The organism is Methylobacterium sp. CM6241, from assembly GCF_054817845.1.
On sequence record NZ_CM139246.1, the window covers coordinates 2,890,898 to 2,912,202 of the forward strand.

Consider the following 21,305-nt stretch of genomic DNA (forward strand, 5'->3'; position numbering starts at 1 on the left):
AAGCGTTAGGATCAAGCCGATGGCCTTGAAGACATTCAAACCGGTCACGCCGAGCCTTCGCCAGCTCGTGCTCGTCGACCGCCGTGAGCTCTACAAGGGCAAGCCGGTCAAGAAGCTCACCGAGGGCAAGTCGTCCTCGGGCGGCCGCAACAACCTCGGTCGCATCACCGTCCGCTTCCGCGGCGGTGGTCACAAGCGCACCCTGCGCAACGTCGATTTCAAGCGGCGTGAGCAGCTCGGCGTCGCTGCGACGGTGGAGCGGATCGAGTACGATCCCAACCGTACGGCGTTCATCGCGCTCATCACCTATCCGGACGGCGCGCAGAGCTACATCCTGGCTCCCCAGCGTCTGTCGCCGGGCGACACGGTGATCGCGGCCGAACAGGTCGACGTGAAGCCGGGCAATGCCGGTCCGGTTGGCAACATGCCGGTGGGCACCATCGTCCACAATATCGAGCTGAAGATCGGCAAGGGCGGCGCGATTGCCCGTTCCGCCGGCAACTACGCTCAGATCGTCGGGCGCGACCAGGGCTATGTCACGCTGCGCCTGAATTCGGGTGAGCAACGCCTGGTTCACGGTCAGTGCTTCGCCAGCATCGGTGCGGTGTCGAACCCGGACCATATGAACATCTCGCTCGGCAAAGCCGGTCGCAACCGCTGGCTCGGCAAGCGCCCGCATGTTCGCGGCGTTGCCATGAACCCGGTCGATCACCCGCACGGCGGTGGTGAGGGTCGTACCTCGGGCGGCCGTAATCCGGTCACGCCCTGGGGCGTGCCCACCAAGGGAAAGAAGACCCGCTCCAACAAGCGGACCGATGTCTTCATTCTCGCCAGCCGTCACAACCGCAAGAAGTAACCCTCATGGCACGCTCGCTCTGGAAGGGGCCGTTCATCGACGGCTACCTCCTCAAGAAGGCTGAGACCGCTCGCGGATCCAGCCGCAACGAAGTCATCAAGATCTGGAGCCGTCGCTCCACGATCCTGCCGCAGTTCGTCGGGCTCACCTTCGGTGTGCACAACGGACAGAAGCATATCCCGGTCTATGTGTCCGAGGAGATGGTCGGTCATAAGTTCGGCGAGTTCTCGCCGACCCGTACCTTCCACGGCCACGCAGCCGACAAGAAGGCGAAGAGGCGCTGAGATGGGCAAGCAAGCCACCCCCCGCGCGCTCCCCGAGAACGAAGCGAAGGCCGTCGCGCGCATGTTGCGCGTGAGCCCTCAGAAGCTCAATCTCGTTGCGCAACTCATCCGCGGTAAGAAGGTCGAGTCGGCTTTGGCCGACCTGGAATTCTCCCGCAAGCGGATCGCCCGCGAGGTCAAGAAGTGCCTCGAGAGCGCCATCGCCAATGCCGAGAACAACCATGACCTCGATGTCGACGATCTCGTCGTCTCCGAGGCCTTCGTCGGCAAGGCACTCGTGCTCAAGCGTTTCCATGCTCGTGCACGTGGCCGCGGCGCCCGCATCCTGAAGCCCTTCGCGAACCTCACCATCGTGGTGCGCGAAGTCCCGACCGCCGAAGCGGCGTGAGGAGGACCTGATGGGCCAGAAAGTCAATCCGATCGGTCTGCGGCTCGGTATCAACCGGACCTGGGACTCCCGCTGGTTCGCCCAGAAGGGTGAATACGCGAAGCTCATGCACGAGGACGTCGCCATCCGCGCCGCCCTCATGAAGCAGCTGAAGCAGGCTGCCGTTTCCAAGATCGTCATCGAGCGTCCGCACCGGAAGTGCCGCGTCACCATTCACTCGGGTCGTCCCGGCGTGGTGATCGGCAAGAAGGGCGCGGATATCGAGAAGCTGCGCAAGCTCGTCGGCACCCTGACCAAGGCCGACGTGACGATCAACATCGTCGAGGTGCGCAAGCCCGAGATCGATGCCACCCTGGTGGCTGATTCGATCGCCCAGCAGCTCGAGCGCCGTGTTGCCTTCCGTCGTGCCATGAAGCGCGCCGTGCAGTCGGCCATGCGTCTCGGTGCCGAAGGCATCCGGATCAATTGCTCGGGTCGTCTCGGCGGCGCTGAGATCGCCCGTCAGGAATGGTACCGCGAAGGTCGCGTCCCGCTGCATACCCTGCGCGCGGATGTCGATTACGGCGTGGCGACCGCCTTCACGACCTACGGGACGTGCGGAATCAAGGTGTGGGTGTTCAAGGGCGAAATCCTCGAGCACGACCCGATGGCGCAGGACAAGCGCGCTCAGGAAGAAGGCGGCCGTTCGGGCGGACGTCGCGAGCGCGATGGCGAGGGTGGCCGCGAGCGCGGCCGGCGCGAACACGCTTAAAGCGTGATCGCGTACGCCCGTTAGCCATAGAAGGTGTTGAGAGGCTGCCATGTTGCAACCCAAGAAGACCAGGTTTCGTAAGCAGTTCAAGGGTCGCATCCACGGTGCGGCCAAGGGCGGCTTCGACCTCAATTTCGGGACCTTCGGCCTCAAGGCCGTGGAGCCCGAGCGTGTCACCGCACGTCAGATCGAGGCGGCCCGCCGCGCGATCACCCGTGAGATGAAGCGCCAGGGCCGTGTCTGGATCCGGATCTTCCCGGACGTCCCGGTCACGGCAAAGCCCACCGAGGTCCGCATGGGCTCCGGTAAGGGTGCACCCGAGTTCTGGGCTGCCCGCGTGCATCCCGGACGTATCATGTTCGAAGTCGACGGCGTCGCCGAGGACATCGCCAAAGAGGCCCTCCGCCTCGGTGCGGCGAAGCTCCCGATCCGCACGCGCGTCGTTCAGCGCATCGCTGACTAAGGGGAGGGGATCATGAAGTCGTCACAGAGACAGTCGGATCTGGCCGCCCTGTCGCCCGATCAGCTGAACGATGAGCTGCTGAACCTGAAGAAGGAGCAGTTCAACCTGCGCTTCCAGGGCGCCACCGGCCAGCTCGAGAACGTCGCCCGCGTCCGTGAGGTCCGTCGCGATATCGCCCGCGTTCGCACTCTCCAGCGTCAGAAGACGCTGAAGTCCGCGCAGGCCTGAGGAGTACACCATGCCGAAGCGCGTATTGCAGGGCGTCGTCGTCAGCGACAAGGGCGAGAAGACCATCGTGGTGAAGGTGGAGCGTCGCTTCACCCATCCGGTGATGAAGAAGACCGTCCGTCGTTCGAAGAACTATCACGCCCACGACGAGACGAACGTCGCCAAGGTCGGCCAGACCGTGTCGATCGAAGAGTGCCGTCCGTTCTCGAAGACCAAGACCTGGAAGCTCATCGAAGGTGGCGCTGCCACCGTGGAATCTCCTTCCGCCGAAGCGTGAGACCGATGCAGTGTCGTTAAAGCGGGCGCAGTTTCTGCGCCCGCTTTTTTGCGTCTTATGCCGACCCACGAAGAACGCGCGAATCATCGAGACGCATGGCCCTCTGTCGGTCGCACCTAACGGCCGATGAAGCGTAATCGGAACAATCGGCTTCGACCGTGAACACCTGTTCAGTTCCGCCGCGCGTTCGGTTCCACCATTCAACGCTTACTGCCGACGGTGCCCGTCAGGATGGCTGTCGGGCTCGGAGACGGCCGCTCAGGCACTTTCATGAAGACCCGGCCTGGATTGCTGTCTGCAGCACAGCTGCGCGTCTTTGCTCTTGCGCAGCGCTTCCCTCTCTAGTATTACGCCGTCCTTCGCGACATGCAAAAGGGTGTTCACACCCTGGACCGCGGTGACCGCGCCGGCGTTGAGAAACGCCGAATGCGCGGTCCTTCTATATGAGCCGGGGACATCAGATCCCCATCAGACGTCGTCCGCCGGACAATACCGTCCGTGTGCGGAAACCCGTCTGAAACAAGGAAAGGTCACTCTCGTGATCCAGATGCAGACGAATCTGGACGTCGCCGACAATTCTGGTGCGCGTCGCGTGATGTGCATCAAGGTTCTCGGCGGGTCGAAGCGCAAGTATGCCGGTGTCGGCGATATCATCGTCGTCTCGGTGAAGGAGGCCATTCCCCGCGGCCGCGTGAAGAAGGGCGACGTCATGAAGGCCGTCGTCGTTCGCACCGCCAAGGAAGTGAAGCGCGCCGACGGATCCGTGATCCGGTTCGACAAGAACGCCGCTGTCCTGATCAACAATCAGAAAGAGCCGATCGGCACCCGTATCTTCGGACCCGTGCCGCGCGAGTTGCGCGCCCGGAACCACATGAAGATCATCTCGCTCGCTCCGGAGGTGCTGTGATGGCTGCCAAGGTCAAGAAGGGCGACAAGGTCGTCATTCTCACCGGTCGCGACAAAGGTCGCTCCGGCGAGGTCATCCAGGTGATGCCGAAGGAAGACCGTGCGCTCGTGCGCGGGGTCAATCTGGTCAAGAAGCACCAGAAGCAGACGCAGAACCAGGAAGGCGGCATCATCTCCAAGGAAGCCGCGATTCATCTGTCCAACATCGCGATCGCCGACCCGAAAGACGGTCAGCCGACGCGCGTTGGTTTCCGCATTCTCGACGACGGCCGCAAGGTCCGGTTCGCCAAGCGCTCGGGGGATCTGATCGATGGCTGAGAAGAACAACGACGCGTACACCCCTCGTCTGCGCAAGCACTACGATGAGGTCGTCCGCCAGAAGCTGATCGAAGAGTTCGGCTACAAGAACCCCATGCAGGTTCCGGTCATCGAGAAGATCGTGATCAACATGGGCGTCGGCGAGTCCACCGCCGATTCCAAGAAGGCCTCCATCGCAGCCGGCGACCTTGCGCTGATCGCCGGCCAGAAGCCGGTCATCACCAAGGCCCGTAAGGCCATCGCGACCTTCAAGGTCCGCGAAGGCATGCCGATCGGCTGCAAGGTCACCCTGCGCAAGCACCGGATGTACGAGTTCATGGACCGCCTGATCACCATCGCGCTTCCGCGCGTTCGTGACTTCCGCGGCCTGAACCCCCGTTCGTTCGACGGCAACGGCAATTACGCGTTGGGCCTCAAGGAGCACCTGGTGTTCCCGGAGATCTCCTACGACAAGGCCGATGCCACCTGGGGCATGGACATCGTGATCCAGACATCGGCCCGTACCGATGCCGAGGCACGTGCGCTCCTCTCGCAATTCCGATTCCCGTTCCGGCAGTAAGTGCTGAAAAGCGCTTAGACGCGGACACTGGAGAGAGACATGGCAAAGAAAAGCTCAGTCGAGAAGAATAATCACCGCAAGGAACTGGTGAAGCGGTTCGCCGCCAAGCGTAAGGCCCTCCTTGCGACCGCCAACAACGAAAGCCTCGAGATGGAGGAGCGCTTCGAAGCTCGCCTCAAGCTCGCGGAACTGCCCCGCAACTCGTCGGCGACCCGTATCCGCAATCGTTGCGGCATGACGGGACGTCCCCGCGCCTTCTACCGCAAGATGGGCATCTCGCGTGTGGCGCTTCGGGAACTTGGCAACCGGGGTCTCATTCCCGGTCTGGTCAAGTCGAGCTGGTAAGGAGCAGGCACCATGGTCAACGATCCCGTGGGTGATATGCTCACCCGCATCCGCAACGGCCAGATGCGCCGCCGCAACGTCGTTCAGACGCCCGGCTCGCGTCTCCGTGCAAGCGTTCTCGACGTCCTCAAGGCTGAGGGCTACATCCGCGATTACGCAACGACCGATTTCGGCAACGGCCGTACCGAGTTCTCGATCGAGCTCAAGTACTATGACGGCCAGCCCGTCATCCGCTCGATCCAGCGCGTTTCGAAGCCCGGCCGCCGCGTCTATTCGGCCGTGAGCGAACTTCCCCGCGTCGCCGACGGCCTCGGCGTCACCATCGTGTCCACCCCGCAGGGCGTCATGGCCGACCACGAGGCGCGTGAGCGCAACGTTGGCGGCGAAGTGCTCTGCAAGGTGTTCTGATCTCGGACTTGGAGGAAAGGCTATGTCTCGCGTAGGCAAGAAGCCCGTTCCCGTCCCGTCCGGTGTGACGGCCACGGTGACCGGTCAAACGGTGAAGATGAAGGGCTCCAAGGGCGAGCTCCAGTATATCGTCCCCAACGTGGTGGACGTGAAGTTCGAGGACGGTGCCGTCTCGGTGCTGCCCAAGAACCAGACCAAGGAGGCCCGCTCGCTGTGGGGCACCTCCCGGGCCCAGGTGGCGAACCTCGTCGAGGGCGTCTCCAAGGGTTTCGAGAAGAAGCTCGAGATCACCGGCGTCGGCTATCGTGCCGCCATGGCCGGCAAGGCCCTCAAGCTCTCCCTCGGCTACAGCCACGACATCGAGTACGAGATCCCCGTCGGGATCACGATCGCGGTGCCCAAGCCCACCGAGATCGTCATCTCCGGCATCGACCGGCAGGTGGTGGGACAGGTGGCAGCCGAGATTCGCGACTATCGTGGTCCCGAGCCCTACAAGGGCAAGGGCGTGCGGTACGCGGGTGAGTTCATCTTCCGCAAGGAAGGCAAGAAGAAGTAAGGGCCGGCCATCATGTCACGCAAAATCGATGCACTCGACCGCCGCAAGGCGCGTGTGCGCCGCGCGCTGCGGGCGGCGGCGAATGGACGGCCCCGGCTTTCGGTGTTCCGTTCCTCCAAGCAGATCTACGTCCAGGTCATCGACGACGCCGAGGGCAAGACCCTCGCCGCCGCTTCGACCCTCGACAAGGATCTCCGCTCGGGCCTGAAGACCGGTGCCGATACGGCAGCGGCAGCGGCCGTCGGCAAGCTCGTCGCCGAGCGCGCCAAGGCTGCCGGAGTCACCAAGGTGATCTTCGACCGTTCGGGCTACATCTATCACGGGCGCGTCAAGGCGCTCGCCGACGCCGCCCGTGAGGGTGGCCTCGAGTTCTAAGACCAGGCGGGGAGGGGCGGCGCAGGCCGTCCCTCGGACAAGCTATCAAGCGAGCGGGCTCCGCCGCCCGCGTCAGTGAGACAGGATTCAAACATGGCACGTGAACGGGAAGGCGGGGGCCGCGGCCGCCGCGATGAGCGCGAGGAGCGCGACAGCGAATTCGTGGACAAGCTCGTCCACATCAACCGCGTCGCCAAGGTGGTAAAGGGTGGTCGTCGCTTCGGCTTCGCTGCTCTCGTCGTCGTCGGCGACCAGAAGGGCCGCGTCGGCTTCGGCCACGGTAAGGCGCGCGAAGTGCCTGAGGCGATCCGCAAGGCAACGGAAGCGGCCAAGCGCGGTCTCGTCCGCGTCGCTCTGCGCGAAGGTCGTACCCTTCACCACGACGTCTACGGACGTCACGGTGCGGGTAAGGTCATTCTCCGCGCTGCGCCGCAGGGTACCGGCATCATCGCCGGCGGTCCGATGCGCGCCGTCTTCGAGACGCTGGGCATGCAGGACGTCGTGGCGAAGTCGCTCGGTTCGTCGAACCCCTACAACCTCGTCCGCGCCACCTTCGAGGCGCTAAAGAACGAGGACAGCCCGCGCGCCGTCGCGGCCCGTCGGGGTCTCAAGGTGTCGACGCTTCAGGCTCGCCGTCGCGATGCCGATCCGTCGGACCTGTCCGAAGCCGCAGTCGCTTAAGGGGAGGGTGCAATGGCAACTAAGACTCTCCGCGTCGAGCAGATCGGCTCGCCGATCCGCCGCGAGGGCGACCAGCGTGCGACGCTGATCGGCCTTAAGCTCAACAAGCTGCACCGGGTCGCTACGCTGGAGGATACCCCCTCCGTGCGCGGCATGATCCGCAAGGTGCATCACCTCGTGCGCGTCCTCGACGACGCGGCCTGAGGGAGGGCATCATGAAACTGAACGAAATCCACGATAACGACGGCGCAACCAAGAACCGGATGCGCGTCGGCCGGGGCATCGGCTCCGGCAAGGGCAAGACTGCTGGTCGCGGCGTCAAGGGTCAGAAGGCCCGTACCGGCGTCTCGATCAAGGGCTTCGAGGGCGGTCAGATGCCGCTTCACCGTCGCCTGCCCAAGCGCGGCTTCAACAACCTGTACTCCACGGACCTGAACGAGGTGAACCTCGGACGCGTCCAGCAGGCTGTCGACGCCGGCCGTCTCGATGCTTCCGCCGTCGTCACGGTGGAGACCCTCATCGCCGCCGGCATCATCGCCCGTCCCCGTGACGGCGTGAAGCTGCTCGGCGTCGGCGAACTGACCGCGAAGCTCTCCTTCGAGGTCACCCGCGCTTCGAAGTCGGCCGTCGAGGCTGTCGAGAAAATCGGCGGTTCGGTGAACGTCGCTTACGGGGCCGGCATCTCCACCCGCGGCAAGCCGTCCGCAGAGTAAGTCTTCCGACGCCGCTGTTGCGTAGCGTCGGAGCAGACTTTAAGTCGAAGCTCTGAGCGGCGGCCCGTGCGACCTGCGCGTGGCCGCCGTTTCAGTTTGTTCGGGGGTCTTTCAATCCCCCATCTGGATCGATCTCAGGAACCGGTGCCATGGCCTCAGCCGCCGAGCAGCTTGCCGCGAACCTCAATTTCGGGGCCATCGCCAAGGCCGACGAGCTCAAGAAGCGGATCTGGTTCACGCTGGGTGCGCTCGTCGTGTTCCGGCTCGGCACCTACATCCCGATTCCCGGCATCGACCCCGAGCAATTCGCGCGGAACTTCCAGCAGCAGGCCGGTGGCGTGCTCGGCTTGTTCAACATGTTCTCCGGCGGTGCCGTCGAGCGCATGGCGATCTTCGCGCTCAACATCATGCCCTACATCTCGGCCTCCATCATCATTCAGCTTCTCACCTCGGTGATCCCGAGCCTCGAATCGCTGAAGAAAGAGGGTGAGTCCGGCCGGAAGGTCATCAACCAATATACCCGCTACCTCACGGTGGTGCTGGCACTGGTTCAGAGCTGGGGCATCGCCTTCGGCTTGCAGAGTTCCAGCGCCGCGATCGATCCGGGACCGTTCTTCATCCTGTCCACGGTGATCACGCTCACGGGCGGAACGCTGTTCCTGATGTGGATCGGCGAGCAGATCACATCACGCGGCATCGGTAACGGGTCGTCGCTCATCATCTTCGCCGGCATCGTCGCGCATCTGCCCACCGCCATCGTGGGAGCCCTCGAGCTGAGCCGGACCGGCGCGCTGTCCGCGGCCGTCATCCTCGGCGTCGGCTTTGCCGCCATTGCCCTCGTCTACTTCATCGTGTTCATGGAGCGGGCTCAGCGCCGGCTCCTGATCAACTACCCCAAGCGCCAGGTTGGTAACCGCATGTACGAGGGTCAGACCTCGTTCCTGCCGCTGAAGCTGAACACGGCCGGCGTGATCCCGCCGATCTTCGCCTCGTCGCTGCTGCTGCTTCCCGCCACGGTGGCGAGCTTCTCGGCCAATAACGGCGGCACCGGCGTGCTGGCGACGATCACCACCTATCTCGGCCATGGTCGGCCGCTCTACATGGTTCTCTACGCGGCGCTGATCATCTTCTTCGCGTTCTTCTACACGGCAGTGGTCTTCAACCCGCAGGAGACGGCGGACAACCTGAAGAAGCAGGGCGGCTTCATTCCCGGCATTCGTCCGGGCGAGCGCACCGCCGCCTTCATCGACAAGGTTCTGACGCGCATCACGTTGATCGGCGCTCTGTATTTGACCTTTGTCTGCCTTGTGCCGGAGATCCTGGCCTCCTACGCATCGGCGAGCCTCGGGTTCGGCGGTACCTCGCTCCTCATCGTCGTCTCCGTGACGATGGATACGGTGGCGCAGGTCCACGGCCATCTGATGGCCCACCAGTATGAGGGCCTCGTGAAGAAGGCAAAGCTGCGCGGCGCCACGCGCCGTCGCTGAAGCCGGCTCGACGAGCTCGATCGATCGGGGCGATGCCGGTCCAGGCATCGCCTCTCTACGCCCATGATGCCCGAACCATAACGCCCGATGCGGCCACCGGACGAGGACAACGACGCTATGCGGATCATTCTGCTCGGACCACCTGGAGCCGGTAAGGGAACCCAGTCGGCCCGAATCGTCGAGCGTTTCGGCATTCCGCAGCTTTCCACGGGCGACATGCTGCGCGCGGCGGTAGCCGCCGGCACTCCTGTCGGTCTCGAAGCGAAGTCGATCATGGAGAGCGGTGGCCTGGTCCCGGATTCCGTGGTGGTGGGGATCGTCGCCGACCGGATCGAAGAGGCCGATGCGCGCCCGGGCTTCATCCTCGACGGTTTCCCCCGCACGGTGGAGCAGGCAGCTGCCCTCGACAGGATGCTGGCCGACAAGAACCTGTCCCTGGATGCCGTGATCGAATTCGCGGTGAACGAGGAAATCCTCGTGGGCCGCATTGCCAAGCGGGCCGCCGAGACCGCTGCTCGTGGAGAGCCGGTGCGCAAAGACGACACCCCCGACGTGTTCAAGACGCGCCTCGCCGCCTTCCGGGCACAGACCGCGCCGCTCTCGGCTTATTATTCGAGCCTCGGCATGCTCCGGACCATCGACGGGATGAATCCGGTCGATGAGGTCACGAGCGAAGTGATGGCCGTGCTCGAACCGTTGGCCAGCGCGACCGCCTCCTGAATTTACCGTCCGATGGACGTTGACAAGATCGGCGGCCCGCGCTAGCAGGCCGTTATTCGTCCATACGCAATGGGTCTGGAGTGTCTCGGTTCAAGAGACGCTGCGGGCCGATTTGTCGTTATGGGCGGCGCGCAGGGGCCGGCCTCCACCGGACGCGCGTGACACAGCAGGGCCGGACCGAAGCGTCCGAGCGCCCGATGGAGTAGACCTTGGCCCGTATCGCAGGCGTCAACATCCCGACCAACAAGCGCGTCGTCATCGCGCTCCAGTATATTCACGGCATCGGCGCGAAGAAGGCCGAAGAGATCACCGGCAAGGTCGGCATTCCCGCCGAGCGCCGCGTGAACCAGCTGACCGACGCCGAAGTGCTGTCGATCCGCGAGACGATCGACCGCGATTACATCGTCGAGGGCGATCTGCGCCGCGAAGTGTCGATGAACATCAAGCGCCTGATGGATCTCGGCTGCTACCGTGGCCTCCGTCACCGCCGCAATCTTCCCGTCCGCGGTCAGCGTACGCATACCAATGCGCGCACCCGCAAGGGCAAGTCGAAGCCGATCGCCGGCAAGAAGAAGTAATTTTTCGAGATTGGGAGGCAGCGCTTCGCTCTGCCTCCCTTCTATCGCGCAGGGTGGCCCGCTATCGGCAGCCCGTATGGCGGCACGGTCATCCAGAGCCGCGCTGCCAGCACCGCAAAAATCCCGAGCGCCTGGAATGACGGGCGCGCCTGAAGGACGAGACGAGAGACAATGGCTAAGGAAGCAACCCGCATTCGCCGCCGCGAACGCAAGAACATCGTGTCGGGCGTGGCCCATGTGAACGCCTCGTTCAACAACACGATGATCACCATCACCGACGCGCAGGGCAACACCATCTCCTGGTCGTCCGCTGGCGCCATGGGCTTCAAGGGTTCGCGTAAGTCGACCCCTTACGCCGCCCAGGTCGCCGCCGAAGACGCCGCCCGCAAGGCTTCCGAGCACGGCATGCGTACGCTCGAGGTCGAGGTGTCCGGTCCCGGTTCGGGCCGTGAATCCGCTCTTCGCGCACTGCAGGCCGCCGGCTTCACCGTCACCTCGATCCGCGACGTGACGTCGATCCCGCATAACGGCTGCCGTCCGCGCAAGCGTCGTCGCGTCTAAGACGATTCGTCGATCTGCCCTTGGGTTTGAAAGCGGAGAAGCGTGTGTCCGATGCCGTGAAGGCGCTCCCCGGCGTGTTGCGCTGGAGCCTTGGCGATCTGACCGTCACCGTTCTGAATGACGGTTACCTTCAAGGCTCCCTCGATCTCGTCACAGGGATCGGGGCGGACGAGGCCGGCTCGCTTCAGGCGGCCGGCTTTCGCGCGCAAGCCCCTCGGATCACGCTGAACGCTTATCTGATCGAAGCGCCCGGTCGGAGGCCGATCCTCATCGATTCGGGGATGGGCCATTTCGGTGGCGATACGCTCGGTCGGGTGCCCGCGGCGCTTGCCGCAACGGGTATCCGCCCGGATGATATCGAGACGGTGCTGCTCACGCATCTTCACCCCGACCATGCCGGTGGCTTGATCCATGAGGATGGGTCGGCCGCCTATGCCAATGCGGAACTCGTCCTTCATCAGGCCGAAGCCGCTCATTGGCTGGCGGACGATGCGATCTCGCGGGCTCCCGAGGGGGCCCGCCCGTATTTCGAGAACGCCCAGAAGGCGGTGGCGCCGTATTCCGGTCGCGTGCGGACGATGACCGGCGGTGAGGTCCTTCCGGGCATCACGGCGGTCGCCCTGCCGGGGCATACGCCGGGCCATACGGGTTTTCGTATCGTGTCGGGCTCGGCATCGCTTCTGATGTGGGCCGACATCATCCATCTGCCGGCGATCCAGTTCAAACGTCCGGAGGCCACGATGGTCTTCGATGTCGATCCGGACGAGGCGAGGGCGGTGCGCGAGCGGATGCTGGACGAAGTCTCGAGCGAGAGAACCTTCGTCACCGGTGGACATCTGGAGTTTCCGGCGCTGGGCTACGTGGCGCGGGATGGAGGGGCTTACAGCTTCGTCCCGGAACTTTGGGTCGCGGCCCACTAACCGCCCGCCGCTTCGCGGGCACATGTTTTTCGAGACCGAGCCGTGCAAGGCGATGCGCGGGAAGGGCTCAAGGACCGACCACGTCAGTGGCTCGTGTCGGAATTGCGAGAGGTAGGACCGTGGTCATACAGAAGAACTGGCAAGAGCTCATCAAGCCGAACAAGCTCCAGGTTTCGACCGGGCACGACCCCAAGCGGGTCGCCACCGTCGTCGCCGAGCCCCTCGAGCGCGGCTTCGGCACCACCCTTGGCAACTCCCTTCGCCGGGTCCTGCTGTCGTCGCTCCAGGGCGCGGCCGTGACCTCGGTCCAGATCGACGGCGTTCTCCACGAGTTCTCGTCGATCCCCGGCGTGCGTGAGGACGTGACCGACATCGTCCTCAACATCAAGACCATCGCGATCCGGTCTCAGACGGAAGCCCCCAAGCGCCTGACGCTGCGCAAGACCGGCCCCGGCACCGTGACCGCCGGCGATATCGCCGCCGTTGGCGACATCCAGATCCTCAATCCCGACCTCGTCATCTGCACCCTCGATGACGGCGCCGAGATCCGGATGGAATTCACCGTCGCCACCGGCAAGGGCTACGTCCCGGCCGAGCGCAACCGTCCCGAGGATGCCCCCATCGGCCTCATCCCGGTCGATGCGCTGTTCTCTCCCGTCACCAAGGTGTCCTACCGCATCGAGACCACCCGCGAGGGCCAGGATCTCGACAAGGACAAGCTGACGATGACGATCGAGACCAACGGCGCCGTGTCGCCGGAAGATGCGCTGGCTTATGCCGCCCGCATCATCCAGGACCAGCTCCAGGTGTTCGTGAACTTCGAGGAGCCCCGCAAGGAAGAGGCGCAGCCGCTCGCGCCGCAGCTCCCCTTCAACCCGGCCCTGCTCAAGAAGGTCGACGAGCTCGAACTGTCGGTGCGTTCGGCGAACTGCCTGAAGAACGACAACATCGTCTATATCGGCGACCTCATCCAGAAGTCGGAGGGCGAGATGCTGCGCACCCCGAATTTCGGCCGCAAGTCGCTGAACGAGATCAAGGAAGTGCTGGCCGCGATGGGTCTCCATCTCGGTATGGACATCCCCGGCTGGCCGCCGGAGAACATCGAAGACCTCGCCAAGCGCTTCGAAGAGCACTACTAGCCGACTACGACGTCATTCCGGGGCTGCGCAGCAGAGCCCGGAATGACGCGGCGAATGAAGCGGGCCGGGTTCGGCAAGCTTCCCAGCAAACAGAATCCCGCCGCGGGGTCATGCGGAATGAACAGCCCCGATCATGGGGCGCTCGGCCGTACCGTGGCACGGCGGCCAGTCAAACAAGGAACAGCCAAATGCGTCATGGATTTCGCGGTCGTCGCTTCAACCGCACCACCGAACACCGCAAGGCGATGTTCGCCAACATGTCCGCCGCGCTGATCAAGCACGAGCAGATCATCACCACCCTGCCGAAGGCCAAGGATCTGCGTCCGGTCATCGAGAAGCTGATCACCCTCGGCAAGATCGACAGCCTGCATACGCGCCGTCTCGCCATGTCGCAGATCCGCGACGAGGCCATGGTCCGCAAGCTCTTCGCCGTCCTCGGCCCGCGCTACAATGCCCGTCCGGGCGGCTACTGCCGCATCATGAAGGCCGGCTTCCGTTACGGCGACAATGCTCCGCTCGCTGTGATCGAGTTCGTTGATCGCGATGTCGATGCCCGTGGCCTGGATTCGGGTCCGTCGCAGGTCTCCGACGCGGCGTAAGCCTCAGCTTCACCTATCAGACGACGAAAAGGCGGCCGAGAGGCCGCCTTTTTTCATGGTCTCTACGAGATTGGTATATCGGTGCCCCGCCCCCGATGACCCGCAGCGGGTCTCGGGGGAGGGGACGCGTTGACCTCACGCGTCTGCGACGAGCATCCCGGAGACCAGTGCCGCCAGGTCGGCCGAATCGAAGGGCTTGCGCAGGACAGGCAGATCGTCGGGGATCGGGATCGCCTCCGCATGTCCGGTGACGATGAGGATGGGAACGTCGGACCAGCGCCGCCTTACGATTTCCGCGAGTTCGACACCCGTCATCCCCGGCATGGCGAGATCCGCCACGATGAGATCGAACGAGGCGCGCTCCAGCAGGGCGACCGCCGCCGCCCCGTCGGCCGCCTCGGTCTCGGTGTAACCGAACGTGCTGAGGAAGGACGCGGTGACGTGGCGGACTTCCGCATCGTCGTCCACCACGAGGATGCGCGCCGGGCTCGCAGCCCCCATGGTCGTCACGGCGGCGCGCTGGGTCTTTTCCTCGGCCGCCTCCGCACGGGGGAGAAACAGATCGACCCTCGTGCCCTTGCCCACGTCGCTGGTGATGCGAAGCTTGCCCTGCGACTGCTGGGTCAGCCCGAACACCATCGCGAGGCCGAGCCCGGTGCCCTGTCCGATCGACTTGGTGGTGAAGAACGGTTCGCAGACCCGCGCCAGGATCTCCGGTGGGATACCCATCCCCGTATCGCTGATCGCCACGGTGACGTAGTCGCCCGCCGCCAAGTCGGGGTCGTCGGTCACCCGCGCCGCGCCCGTGGCGATGGAAATCGTTCCCCCCTCCGGCATGGCGTCACGCGCGTTGATGCAGAGGTTGAGAATGGCGAGTTCCAGCTGATCGGGATCGACGATGGCCGCCGGATGCACGGCGTCGAGATTGGTCGTCACCGTGACGAGACCGCCTAGGCTGCCCTTGAGCAATACGTCCATTCCGGCGACCAGGGCATTCACGTCGACCGAGCGAGGGCGCAGGTCACGCGCGCGGCTGAAGCTGAGAAGCCGCTTCGTCAGGGATGCGCCGCGTTGCGCGGCCTGTGCCGCGTTGGTGACGAGGCGCTGGACCCTTGGCTGGTCGACGATCCTGGGGCCCACGAGTTCGAGGCTGCCGAGGATCGCCGTGAGGAGATTGTTGAAGTCGTGCGCGATCCCGCCGGCGAGGGTGCCGAGCGCCTGCATCTTGTCCGACTGGCGCAGCCGTGCCTCGAGATTCTTCTGTTCGGTGACGTCCCGTTCGATCGTCGCCAGATGGGTGATGGCGCCGGCGGCACCGCGAATCGGCACGCGGGTGACATGGCTCCACCGCTCCGCCCCGACCGGGCCTTCGGCGGACACGGTCTCTGAAATGCTACCGCTCGCGATGGCGGCGCGGTCGGCGTCACGGGTGGTACTCTCGCCGCTGGGCGTGCCTTCGATCTCGTCCCTGGTGCGTCCGAGGCATTCGGCGACGGTGTGGCCGAGACGACTGGCCTTCCGCGCGTTGAGACGAATGAACCGTCCCTCCACGTCCTTGAAGGCGATGGCGTCTTCCGCGTTGTCGAGGAGCCCGAGCAGGAGGGCGCGCTCGGTGGCGAGGTCGCGGGCGAGGCTGTGCCGTTCGAAGGCCTGGCGGACGGTGGAGCGCAGCAGGACGGGGTCCCACGGCTTCGTGACGTAGCCGGTGATGCCTCCCCGGTTGAGCGCGGCGATGACGGCGCTCATATCGGCATAGCCGGTGAGGAGGATCGCCTGTGCGTCGTGGAAGCCCCGTGCCTCGGCCAGCATGGCGTCGCCGGTAATGCCCGGCATCCGCTGGTCGGACAGGATCACGGCGATGTCCGGTCTCGCCCGGAGGATGTCGAGCGCTTCCGACGGCTTCGTCGTGGTGATGACGGTGTAGTCGTCCTCGAACAGGTCTTCGAGGGCAATCAGGATGTCCGGCTCGTCATCGACGGCGAGAATCGTGCCTTTGGCCATGTCTACACTGCCTGTCGCGGAATGCCGATCACGAAACAGGCTCCCCCCCCTTCGGCCGTCTCCACGCTAAGCGAGCCGCTATGCGCTTGAACCACGCTGTACGCAATCGCAAGACCTAGCCCCGTGCCCGAACCGACGGGTTTCGTCGTGAAGAAGGGCTCGAATATCTTTTCCCGCAGGGTTTCGGGAATACCGGGCCCGGTATCGCTGATGCGGATCACGTCCGTCTCGGGCAATTCCTGGGTGACGATGGAGATGGTGCCGGATTCCGGCATGGCATCGGCGGCATTGCCGAGGATGTTCATGACGACCTGATTGAGGAGGGCGGGGGTGCAATGGATCTCGGGCCGGCCCGAGAAGTCGCGTTCGACGGTAATCCGTGTCCCGAGCTTGTGCTGGATCAGTGCCAGCACCGTCTCGATCGATTCGGGTACGTTGACGAGGGTGCGCTCACCTTCGTCGAGCCGCGAGAACTTGCGCAGGTTCAGAACGAGATCCTGGATGCGCGTGAGGCCCAGGCGCATGGAGCCGACACGGTCGCGGCACTTGGCGAGCGACCGGTGCGACGCGAGTTCCGCCTCGGAATCCGCGATCTCGCCGAGCAGGCGCTCGACCGTGCCCTGATGCGCGAGGATGAAGGCGAGGGGATTGTTGATCTCATGGGCGATGCCGGCCACGAGCTCGCCGAGGGACGCCATCTTGGCGGCCTGGACCAGCTTGGCCTGGGCATCCGTGAGCTTGCGGTTGGCGGTGGCGAGATCCTGGTTGGCCTGTTCGAGGGCACCCGCCAGGGCGGCACGCGCCTCGGCCGCCTCGGCCTCGGCACGCGCGCGTTCGAGGGCGCGCTCGCGAGCACCGAACTCGCCGGCGATGCGACGGTCGTCTTCTTCCAGAAGCTTGCGCCGGACCAGGCCCCTGACGCGGATGACGAGGACTTCGCCATCGGCCTTCGAGACCACGTCGTCGGCCCCCGCAGCGTAGGCTTCCACCAGGAAATCCTTGGCCGGCGCGCTGCCGGCGATGCCGACGAGGTGGAACGTCGGCGCTCCCGCCTCCCGCGCCTCGATCCCGGCCGCCCGGCGGCGGTCGATGGCCCTGCATAGGGCTAGGCCGTCATAGGCGGGGCCGAGGAGGTCGATGGTCACGCAATCGAAGGCGGCGTCGGCCTCGTCGAGGGCCGCGAGGGCGGAATCGTGGGTGGCGGCGGTACGGACCTCGTGGCCCTCATGCGCCAGGAGGCCGGCGAGGAAGGTGCGATAGGTCGCACTGCCATCGACCACCAGAACGCGTCCGCGCCGAAACGCCGACACGCCCGGCCCGTCGCCGGGGGCGCTACCGCCATGACGCTCGCGCAGGAGGGCACGGATGCGCAGGATCAGGATGTCCCGGTCGGCGGATTTCGCCACATAGGCATCGGCACCACTCTCCAGCCCCTGGCGTTCACCGTCGCGGGCGCCCGTTAGCATCAGCAGGGGGAGAGCACGGGTACGGAGCGACAGGCGCAGCTGACGGGTGAACTCGTCGCCGTTCATTCCCGGCAAGTGGTGGTCGGCCACGACGAGGTCGGGCAGGCGGGTATTGAGATGGTCGAGGGCCATTTCGGCCGTGGGACAGCGCTCCACCGAAAAGCCGTGGCTCTCCAGGAGCAGCCGCAGTTCCAGCGCCTGCGTCTCGGAATCCTCCACCAGCAGGATGCGAGGCCGGGGCGCAGCCTCGTCGGGTATGCCGGTCCCGCTCATGCGAAGGGGTCCGCCGCGGCGAGGCCCGGGAGAGCGAGCCGGACGAGATGGGGCGCGACCCGGTCGAGCGGGAGGATCGCGGAGGCTCCCGAAAGGCGGATCGCCGCCGCCGGCATGCCGAACACCACGGCGGTGCTCTCGTGTTCGGCGACGGTCTGGGCGCCGGCCTGGCGCATGGCCAGAAGGCCCGTGGCGCCATCCTCGCCCATGCCGGTGAGGAGCACGCCGATGCCGCGCGCGCCGGCATGGCGGGCCACCGAAGCGAACATGACGGTGGCGGCCGGGCGTTGGCCGCCGACGGGCGCGGCATCCAGGAGACGGAGGTTTCCGCCCGGCGCCCATTCGAGGTGCCTGTCGCCCGGCGCCACGTAGACATGGCCCGGCTCGGCCCGCTCGCCATCGGCCGCGAGCCTCACCGGCAGGGAGACGACGCCGTTCAGCCAGGAGGCGAAGCCTTCCATGAAGGCCGCCCCCATATGCTGGACCACGAGGATCGGGAGCGGAAACCCATCCGGCAATCCGCCGATGACGCGGGCGAGGGCAGGCGGGCCGCCGGTGGAGGCGGCAATGGCCAGAACGCTCGCGGCGTCCGAGGCGGCCGGGGGCGCGGCGAAGTCCGACGGCGACAGGGCGGCCGCCCGGCGTCCGGCCCATTCCGAGCCGATCGGCCGGCGACGGATCACCGGCACCTCGGCCATGATGCGCAGCTGCGTGCAGATCTCGGTGGAAACGGCGTCGTAGCCGGCATTGGTCGTCGCCACCGGCTTTTCGACCACGGAGAGCGCACCGGCGCGCAGCGCGTTCATGGAGATGCGCAGGGAGGAATCCTCCACCGAATCGGCGATGACCACGATCGGCGTCGGCCGCTCGGCCATGATCCGGCGCGTGGTCTCCAGCCCGTCGATGCCGGGGAGGCGGATATCCATCGAGATGACGTCGGGGCGGGCAGTGGAGAGTGCCGCGAGCGCCTCTTCGCCGGAGGCGACCGCCGCCACCACTTCCAGGCGCGGATCGCGGCCGACGATGTGACGCAACAGCTCCCGCACCACGAGGGAATCCTCCACCAGCATCACGCGCAGGCGGGCGCCCTGTCTCGTGATCTGAGACGCCTCGACGGATCTCTGTTCGGTGTCACTCACAACAATTGCCCGATCGTATCGAGAAGCTGGCGCTGGTCGAACGTCTGTTTCGTCAGATAAGCATCCGCGCCGAGACCGAGCCCCCGTGCGACATCGTCGGCATCCCCCCGCGAGGTCATCAGGATGAGGGGAAGGCGGGCGAAAGACTCGTCCGCCCGCAGGGCTTTCAGCAGGCCGAACCCGTCGAGGCGCGGCATCTCCACATCGGCCACGACGAGATCCACATGCTCGATCCCGGCGCGGAGGCGGTCGAGCGCATCCTGCCCGTCGACGCAGACGACAACGCGGTAGCCCGCCGATTCCAGAATACCCTTCTCCAAGGTTCGCGTGGTGATGGAATCGTCAACGACCAGGATCGTCGAACGTCGCGGAAGCGCGGCTGTTCCGGTGCGGTCTTCAACAGGCTCGGGCGCAGCGTGATTTGTTTCGGTCGCACGCGCCGCGAGGCCGTCGGGATCGAGGACGAGAACCGGCGTATCGCCGCCCAGGACGACGGTGCCCGAGATCAGGCGCGGATCCGCGCCGATGGGCGGCGCCGGCAGAACGAGGAGGTTTCGGACGTCGCGCAAAGCATCGATCCGCAGCACCCATGACCGGCCGCCCGAGCGCATCAGCACCGCCGTCACCGTGTGTCCCTCGCCCGGGCGGCTCTCCTCGCTCGTCACCCCGACGAGGCTCGCCAGATCCACGAGGGGAAGGGACAGATCCTCGCCGCGCTCCCTCGGCAGCCGCACCATGATCCGGCCCATGGCGGTGTAGAGGCTCGACCGGTCGAGGCGCAGGAGACGTTCCACGCTGGCGCTCGGCAGGGCGAAGAGCGAGGCACCGACATCGACCAGCAGCAAAGTCCGCCGCGCCGCCGAAAGCGGCAGATGCATGATCAGCGACGTCCCGGCCGGAACACGCGGCTCGAGCCGGACGCTGCCTCCGAGACGTCGGACCGCGTCGGCAACGACGGAGAGGCCGATGCCCCGGCCGGACAGGGTATCGACGGCGGAGGCGGTGGAGAAGCCGGGCTCGAACACCAGCGCCAGAAGGGTATCGGGGTCGCCGTCGCCGGCCCCGATCAGGCCCCGCGCGCGCGCCGTCGCCTCGATGGCGCGCAGGTCCGGCCCGCGCCCGTCGTCATGGATGCCGAGGACGAGCCGGCCGCCGCGCACCGCGATATCGAGGGTGATCGCGAGCGCGGGCGGCTTGCCCTGGCGTTCACGCTGCTCGGGCGTCTCTGCGCCGTGGCTCAGGGCGTTGCGCAGGGCGTGGAGGACCGGGTCCTTCAGCGATTGCAGCATGGCGCGGTCGACGGGCAGATCGAGACCGCGCGCGACGACGTCGATCTCACGACCGGATTCTCGCGCCATGTCGCGGAGCGCACGCGGAAACGCACCGAAGACGGTCTCGGCCGGCACGAGGGTCAGGCGCTCGGCCTCCCGCCCGATCCGGGTGGAGGCCGCTTCCGCCGAGGCGATGATTCCGGTGCGGATCTGGGCGAGCTGCGCCGCATCGCGGGCGAGCGCGAGGAGCGCCGTCTCGAAGCCGCGCAGCTCCGCCCTCATGGCGTCGAGGGCGGGTTCCGCCGTCTCGGCATCGGAGGGGCGAGGCCGGGTCGTACCGGATTGCGCCTTGCTCCCGCGAAGGCTCTCGGCCCGGCGCCCGAGGGCGGCGGCATCCCGCTGGAGCCGAGCCAGACCTTCGCCCACCGCGGATTCCGCCCCGAGGGCGCTGGCGAGCTCGTGTGAGGCCCGCGTGAGCGCCTCCACCGCATCCGCCGGCACGCGCAGGAGCACTCCCGGATCGCTGCCGGGCTCGGTGGGCGTCGATGCAGGTTTCTGCAGTCCCGCTTGCGCCGGAACGCTCTCCGCCGGTGGACCGGGCTGCCGAGGAGGGGACTCGACGGGAGGGTCGGGCTGAGCCGGGGACGGCCCGGCGAGGCAGCGGTCGAGGGACGCGAGCGCATCCGCCGGCATGGCCGGGTCCGCTTCGCCCTTGAGCGCGGCGACATAGGCTTCGATCCGATCCAGGGCGAGATGAACGGCGCCCGTCGCCTCCCGGTCGAGGGTGCCGTCACCGGCGACGATCCGCTCGAACAGGGTCTCGAGCCGATGCGCCACGGCTTCGACCTTCGGAAGGTCCACGGCCCGCGAGGCGCCCTTCAGGCTGTGCGCCCGGCGGAACACGTCGTTCCAGTCGGGCGGCACGTCCCCGGCCGCACCGGCCAGGGCCGCGCGGATCGCGTCGATATGTTCGCGATGCTCGACCTCGAAGGCCGCGAGGAGTTGCTGGCGGATATCCATGGGTGGCGGTCGCCCGGCCTCTC

The 21,305-nt window shown here is 66.0% G+C and carries 28 protein-coding genes; 24 read left to right on the forward strand and 4 right to left on the reverse strand.

All coding sequences use genetic code 11. The annotated features are described in order from the left end of the window. The first annotated feature begins 19 nt into the window (after positions 1–19). The 24 genes from rplB (at position 20) to rplQ (ending at position 14,112) form a co-directional block, all read left to right on the forward strand. Positions 20–856: a 50S ribosomal protein L2 gene (rplB, locus tag ACYQR9_RS13385; protein ID WP_461226620.1), complete on the forward strand. Its 837-nt coding sequence runs from the start codon at positions 20–22 to the stop codon at positions 854–856. A gap of 5 nt (positions 857–861) precedes the next feature. Beyond that, on the forward strand, positions 862–1,140 hold the full coding sequence (rpsS, locus tag ACYQR9_RS13390; RefSeq protein WP_018044225.1) for a 30S ribosomal protein S19: 279 nt from the start codon (positions 862–864) through the stop codon (positions 1,138–1,140). Position 1,141: 1 nt separating this feature from the next. Beyond that, positions 1,142–1,528 carry a 50S ribosomal protein L22 gene (gene rplV, locus ACYQR9_RS13395; protein WP_018044224.1) on the forward strand — a complete coding sequence of 129 codons (387 nt, stop codon included), beginning with the start codon at positions 1,142–1,144 and terminating at the stop codon, positions 1,526–1,528. Between the two features lie 10 nt (positions 1,529–1,538). Then, complete coding sequence (gene rpsC, locus ACYQR9_RS13400; RefSeq protein WP_018044223.1) at positions 1,539–2,279, forward strand: 30S ribosomal protein S3; 741 nt, start codon at positions 1,539–1,541, stop codon at positions 2,277–2,279. 49 nt (positions 2,280–2,328) lie between these two features. Further along, positions 2,329–2,742, forward strand: a complete 414-nt coding sequence (gene rplP / locus ACYQR9_RS13405) for a 50S ribosomal protein L16 (protein ID WP_056251136.1) — start codon at positions 2,329–2,331, stop codon at positions 2,740–2,742. Positions 2,743–2,754: 12 nt separating this feature from the next. Next, the gene (gene rpmC / locus ACYQR9_RS13410; RefSeq protein ID WP_018044221.1) at positions 2,755–2,970 is read left to right on the forward strand and encodes a 50S ribosomal protein L29; all 216 of its coding nucleotides are present in this window, start codon (positions 2,755–2,757) and stop codon (positions 2,968–2,970) included. Positions 2,971–2,980: 10 nt separating this feature from the next. Beyond that, complete coding sequence (gene rpsQ / locus ACYQR9_RS13415) at positions 2,981–3,247, forward strand: 30S ribosomal protein S17 (RefSeq protein ID WP_056427364.1); 267 nt, start codon at positions 2,981–2,983, stop codon at positions 3,245–3,247. Between the two features lie 538 nt (positions 3,248–3,785). Continuing rightward, positions 3,786–4,154 (forward strand): 50S ribosomal protein L14, encoded by a 369-nt coding sequence (rplN, locus tag ACYQR9_RS13420; protein ID WP_018044219.1) that lies wholly within the window; start codon positions 3,786–3,788, stop codon positions 4,152–4,154. After that, the gene (gene rplX / locus ACYQR9_RS13425) at positions 4,154–4,471 is read left to right on the forward strand and encodes a 50S ribosomal protein L24 (protein ID WP_018044218.1); all 318 of its coding nucleotides are present in this window, start codon (positions 4,154–4,156) and stop codon (positions 4,469–4,471) included. Before rplN ends, rplX begins: the two co-directional genes overlap by 1 nt. Further along, entirely contained in the window at positions 4,464–5,030 is a 567-nt protein-coding gene (gene rplE / locus ACYQR9_RS13430; RefSeq protein WP_056427367.1) for a 50S ribosomal protein L5, read from the forward strand. Before rplX ends, rplE begins: the two co-directional genes overlap by 8 nt. Before the next feature lie 39 nt (positions 5,031–5,069). Further along, entirely contained in the window at positions 5,070–5,375 is a 306-nt protein-coding gene (gene rpsN / locus ACYQR9_RS13435; protein ID WP_207412099.1) for a 30S ribosomal protein S14, read from the forward strand. 12 nt (positions 5,376–5,387) lie between these two features. Continuing rightward, on the forward strand, positions 5,388–5,783 hold the full coding sequence (gene rpsH, locus ACYQR9_RS13440) for a 30S ribosomal protein S8 (protein ID WP_056427374.1): 396 nt from the start codon (positions 5,388–5,390) through the stop codon (positions 5,781–5,783). Between the two features lie 22 nt (positions 5,784–5,805). Beyond that, entirely contained in the window at positions 5,806–6,339 is a 534-nt protein-coding gene (gene rplF / locus ACYQR9_RS13445) for a 50S ribosomal protein L6 (RefSeq protein WP_056427377.1), read from the forward strand. 12 nt (positions 6,340–6,351) lie between these two features. Next, positions 6,352–6,714, forward strand: coding sequence for a 50S ribosomal protein L18 (gene rplR / locus ACYQR9_RS13450; protein ID WP_018044213.1), 363 nt, complete (start codon positions 6,352–6,354; stop codon positions 6,712–6,714). Positions 6,715–6,807: 93 nt separating this feature from the next. After that, the gene (gene rpsE, locus ACYQR9_RS13455) at positions 6,808–7,395 is read left to right on the forward strand and encodes a 30S ribosomal protein S5 (protein ID WP_018044212.1); all 588 of its coding nucleotides are present in this window, start codon (positions 6,808–6,810) and stop codon (positions 7,393–7,395) included. Between the two features lie 12 nt (positions 7,396–7,407). Further along, positions 7,408–7,599: a 50S ribosomal protein L30 gene (gene rpmD, locus ACYQR9_RS13460; protein WP_018044211.1), complete on the forward strand. Its 192-nt coding sequence runs from the start codon at positions 7,408–7,410 to the stop codon at positions 7,597–7,599. Between the two features lie 11 nt (positions 7,600–7,610). Next, positions 7,611–8,108, forward strand: a complete 498-nt coding sequence (rplO, locus tag ACYQR9_RS13465) for a 50S ribosomal protein L15 (RefSeq protein WP_207412098.1) — start codon at positions 7,611–7,613, stop codon at positions 8,106–8,108. A gap of 149 nt (positions 8,109–8,257) precedes the next feature. After that, positions 8,258–9,595, forward strand: coding sequence for a preprotein translocase subunit SecY (gene secY / locus ACYQR9_RS13470; protein ID WP_207412097.1), 1,338 nt, complete (start codon positions 8,258–8,260; stop codon positions 9,593–9,595). A gap of 117 nt (positions 9,596–9,712) precedes the next feature. Next, on the forward strand, positions 9,713–10,315 hold the full coding sequence (locus tag ACYQR9_RS13475) for an adenylate kinase (RefSeq protein ID WP_056427687.1): 603 nt from the start codon (positions 9,713–9,715) through the stop codon (positions 10,313–10,315). 209 nt (positions 10,316–10,524) lie between these two features. Further along, entirely contained in the window at positions 10,525–10,893 is a 369-nt protein-coding gene (gene rpsM / locus ACYQR9_RS13480; protein ID WP_018044207.1) for a 30S ribosomal protein S13, read from the forward strand. Positions 10,894–11,064: 171 nt separating this feature from the next. Further along, the gene (rpsK, locus tag ACYQR9_RS13485; protein WP_018044206.1) at positions 11,065–11,454 is read left to right on the forward strand and encodes a 30S ribosomal protein S11; all 390 of its coding nucleotides are present in this window, start codon (positions 11,065–11,067) and stop codon (positions 11,452–11,454) included. Between the two features lie 44 nt (positions 11,455–11,498). Next, positions 11,499–12,374, forward strand: a complete 876-nt coding sequence (locus tag ACYQR9_RS13490; RefSeq protein WP_461226623.1) for an MBL fold metallo-hydrolase — start codon at positions 11,499–11,501, stop codon at positions 12,372–12,374. Between the two features lie 101 nt (positions 12,375–12,475). Continuing rightward, positions 12,476–13,513, forward strand: coding sequence for a DNA-directed RNA polymerase subunit alpha (locus ACYQR9_RS13495; RefSeq protein WP_200919091.1), 1,038 nt, complete (start codon positions 12,476–12,478; stop codon positions 13,511–13,513). Positions 13,514–13,701: 188 nt separating this feature from the next. Continuing rightward, a complete protein-coding gene (rplQ, locus tag ACYQR9_RS13500; RefSeq protein ID WP_018044203.1) occupies positions 13,702–14,112 on the forward strand; it encodes a 50S ribosomal protein L17 in 411 nt (136 codons plus the stop codon). Positions 14,113–14,247: 135 nt separating this feature from the next. Here rplQ and ACYQR9_RS13505 read toward each other — a convergent pair whose 3' ends face one another. From ACYQR9_RS13505 to ACYQR9_RS13520, 4 genes are all read right to left on the reverse strand, one after another. After that, positions 14,248–16,113, reverse strand: a complete 1,866-nt coding sequence (locus ACYQR9_RS13505) for a response regulator (RefSeq protein ID WP_461226625.1) — start codon at positions 16,111–16,113, stop codon at positions 14,248–14,250. Positions 16,114–16,115: 2 nt separating this feature from the next. After that, positions 16,116–17,852 (reverse strand): response regulator, encoded by a 1,737-nt coding sequence (locus ACYQR9_RS13510; protein WP_461226627.1) that lies wholly within the window; start codon positions 17,850–17,852, stop codon positions 16,116–16,118. Further along, a complete protein-coding gene (gene cheB, locus ACYQR9_RS13515) occupies positions 17,849–18,922 on the reverse strand; it encodes a chemotaxis-specific protein-glutamate methyltransferase CheB (RefSeq protein WP_056427695.1) in 1,074 nt (357 codons plus the stop codon). The genes ACYQR9_RS13510 and cheB overlap by 4 nt, the downstream gene beginning before the upstream one ends. Positions 18,923–18,987: 65 nt before the next feature. Then, positions 18,988–21,282, reverse strand: coding sequence for a hybrid sensor histidine kinase/response regulator (locus ACYQR9_RS13520; RefSeq protein ID WP_461226629.1), 2,295 nt, complete (start codon positions 21,280–21,282; stop codon positions 18,988–18,990). Positions 21,283–21,305 lie beyond the last annotated feature (23 nt).

What these genes read in the sequence shown, in the direction of transcription:
- rplQ (WP_018044203.1), top strand. Translation starts at nt 13,702, where the DNA reads ATGCGTCATGGATTTCGCGGTCGTCGCTTCAACCGCACCACCGAACAC.
- ACYQR9_RS13520 (WP_461226629.1), bottom strand. Translation starts at nt 21,282, where the DNA reads ATGGATATCCGCCAGCAACTCCTCGCGGCCTTCGAGGTCGAGCATCGC.
- ACYQR9_RS13505 (WP_461226625.1), bottom strand. Translation starts at nt 16,113, where the DNA reads ATGGCCAAAGGCACGATTCTCGCCGTCGATGACGAGCCGGACATCCTG.
- rplR (WP_018044213.1), top strand. Translation starts at nt 6,352, where the DNA reads ATGTCACGCAAAATCGATGCACTCGACCGCCGCAAGGCGCGTGTGCGC.
- rpsS (WP_018044225.1), top strand. Translation starts at nt 862, where the DNA reads ATGGCACGCTCGCTCTGGAAGGGGCCGTTCATCGACGGCTACCTCCTC.
- rplO (WP_207412098.1), top strand. Translation starts at nt 7,611, where the DNA reads ATGAAACTGAACGAAATCCACGATAACGACGGCGCAACCAAGAACCGG.
- rpsQ (WP_056427364.1), top strand. Translation starts at nt 2,981, where the DNA reads ATGCCGAAGCGCGTATTGCAGGGCGTCGTCGTCAGCGACAAGGGCGAG.
- rpmC (WP_018044221.1), top strand. Translation starts at nt 2,755, where the DNA reads ATGAAGTCGTCACAGAGACAGTCGGATCTGGCCGCCCTGTCGCCCGAT.
- cheB (WP_056427695.1), bottom strand. Translation starts at nt 18,922, where the DNA reads ATGCTGGTGGAGGATTCCCTCGTGGTGCGGGAGCTGTTGCGTCACATC.
- rpmD (WP_018044211.1), top strand. Translation starts at nt 7,408, where the DNA reads ATGGCAACTAAGACTCTCCGCGTCGAGCAGATCGGCTCGCCGATCCGC.
- rplE (WP_056427367.1), top strand. Translation starts at nt 4,464, where the DNA reads ATGGCTGAGAAGAACAACGACGCGTACACCCCTCGTCTGCGCAAGCAC.
- rplX (WP_018044218.1), top strand. Translation starts at nt 4,154, where the DNA reads ATGGCTGCCAAGGTCAAGAAGGGCGACAAGGTCGTCATTCTCACCGGT.
- rplV (WP_018044224.1), top strand. Translation starts at nt 1,142, where the DNA reads ATGGGCAAGCAAGCCACCCCCCGCGCGCTCCCCGAGAACGAAGCGAAG.
- rpsH (WP_056427374.1), top strand. Translation starts at nt 5,388, where the DNA reads ATGGTCAACGATCCCGTGGGTGATATGCTCACCCGCATCCGCAACGGC.
- ACYQR9_RS13510 (WP_461226627.1), bottom strand. Translation starts at nt 17,852, where the DNA reads ATGAGCGGGACCGGCATACCCGACGAGGCTGCGCCCCGGCCTCGCATC.
- rplP (WP_056251136.1), top strand. Translation starts at nt 2,329, where the DNA reads ATGTTGCAACCCAAGAAGACCAGGTTTCGTAAGCAGTTCAAGGGTCGC.
- rpsE (WP_018044212.1), top strand. Translation starts at nt 6,808, where the DNA reads ATGGCACGTGAACGGGAAGGCGGGGGCCGCGGCCGCCGCGATGAGCGC.
- rplB (WP_461226620.1), top strand. Translation starts at nt 20, where the DNA reads ATGGCCTTGAAGACATTCAAACCGGTCACGCCGAGCCTTCGCCAGCTC.
- rplF (WP_056427377.1), top strand. Translation starts at nt 5,806, where the DNA reads ATGTCTCGCGTAGGCAAGAAGCCCGTTCCCGTCCCGTCCGGTGTGACG.
- ACYQR9_RS13475 (WP_056427687.1), top strand. Translation starts at nt 9,713, where the DNA reads ATGCGGATCATTCTGCTCGGACCACCTGGAGCCGGTAAGGGAACCCAG.
- secY (WP_207412097.1), top strand. Translation starts at nt 8,258, where the DNA reads ATGGCCTCAGCCGCCGAGCAGCTTGCCGCGAACCTCAATTTCGGGGCC.
- rpsN (WP_207412099.1), top strand. Translation starts at nt 5,070, where the DNA reads ATGGCAAAGAAAAGCTCAGTCGAGAAGAATAATCACCGCAAGGAACTG.
- rpsK (WP_018044206.1), top strand. Translation starts at nt 11,065, where the DNA reads ATGGCTAAGGAAGCAACCCGCATTCGCCGCCGCGAACGCAAGAACATC.
- rpsC (WP_018044223.1), top strand. Translation starts at nt 1,539, where the DNA reads ATGGGCCAGAAAGTCAATCCGATCGGTCTGCGGCTCGGTATCAACCGG.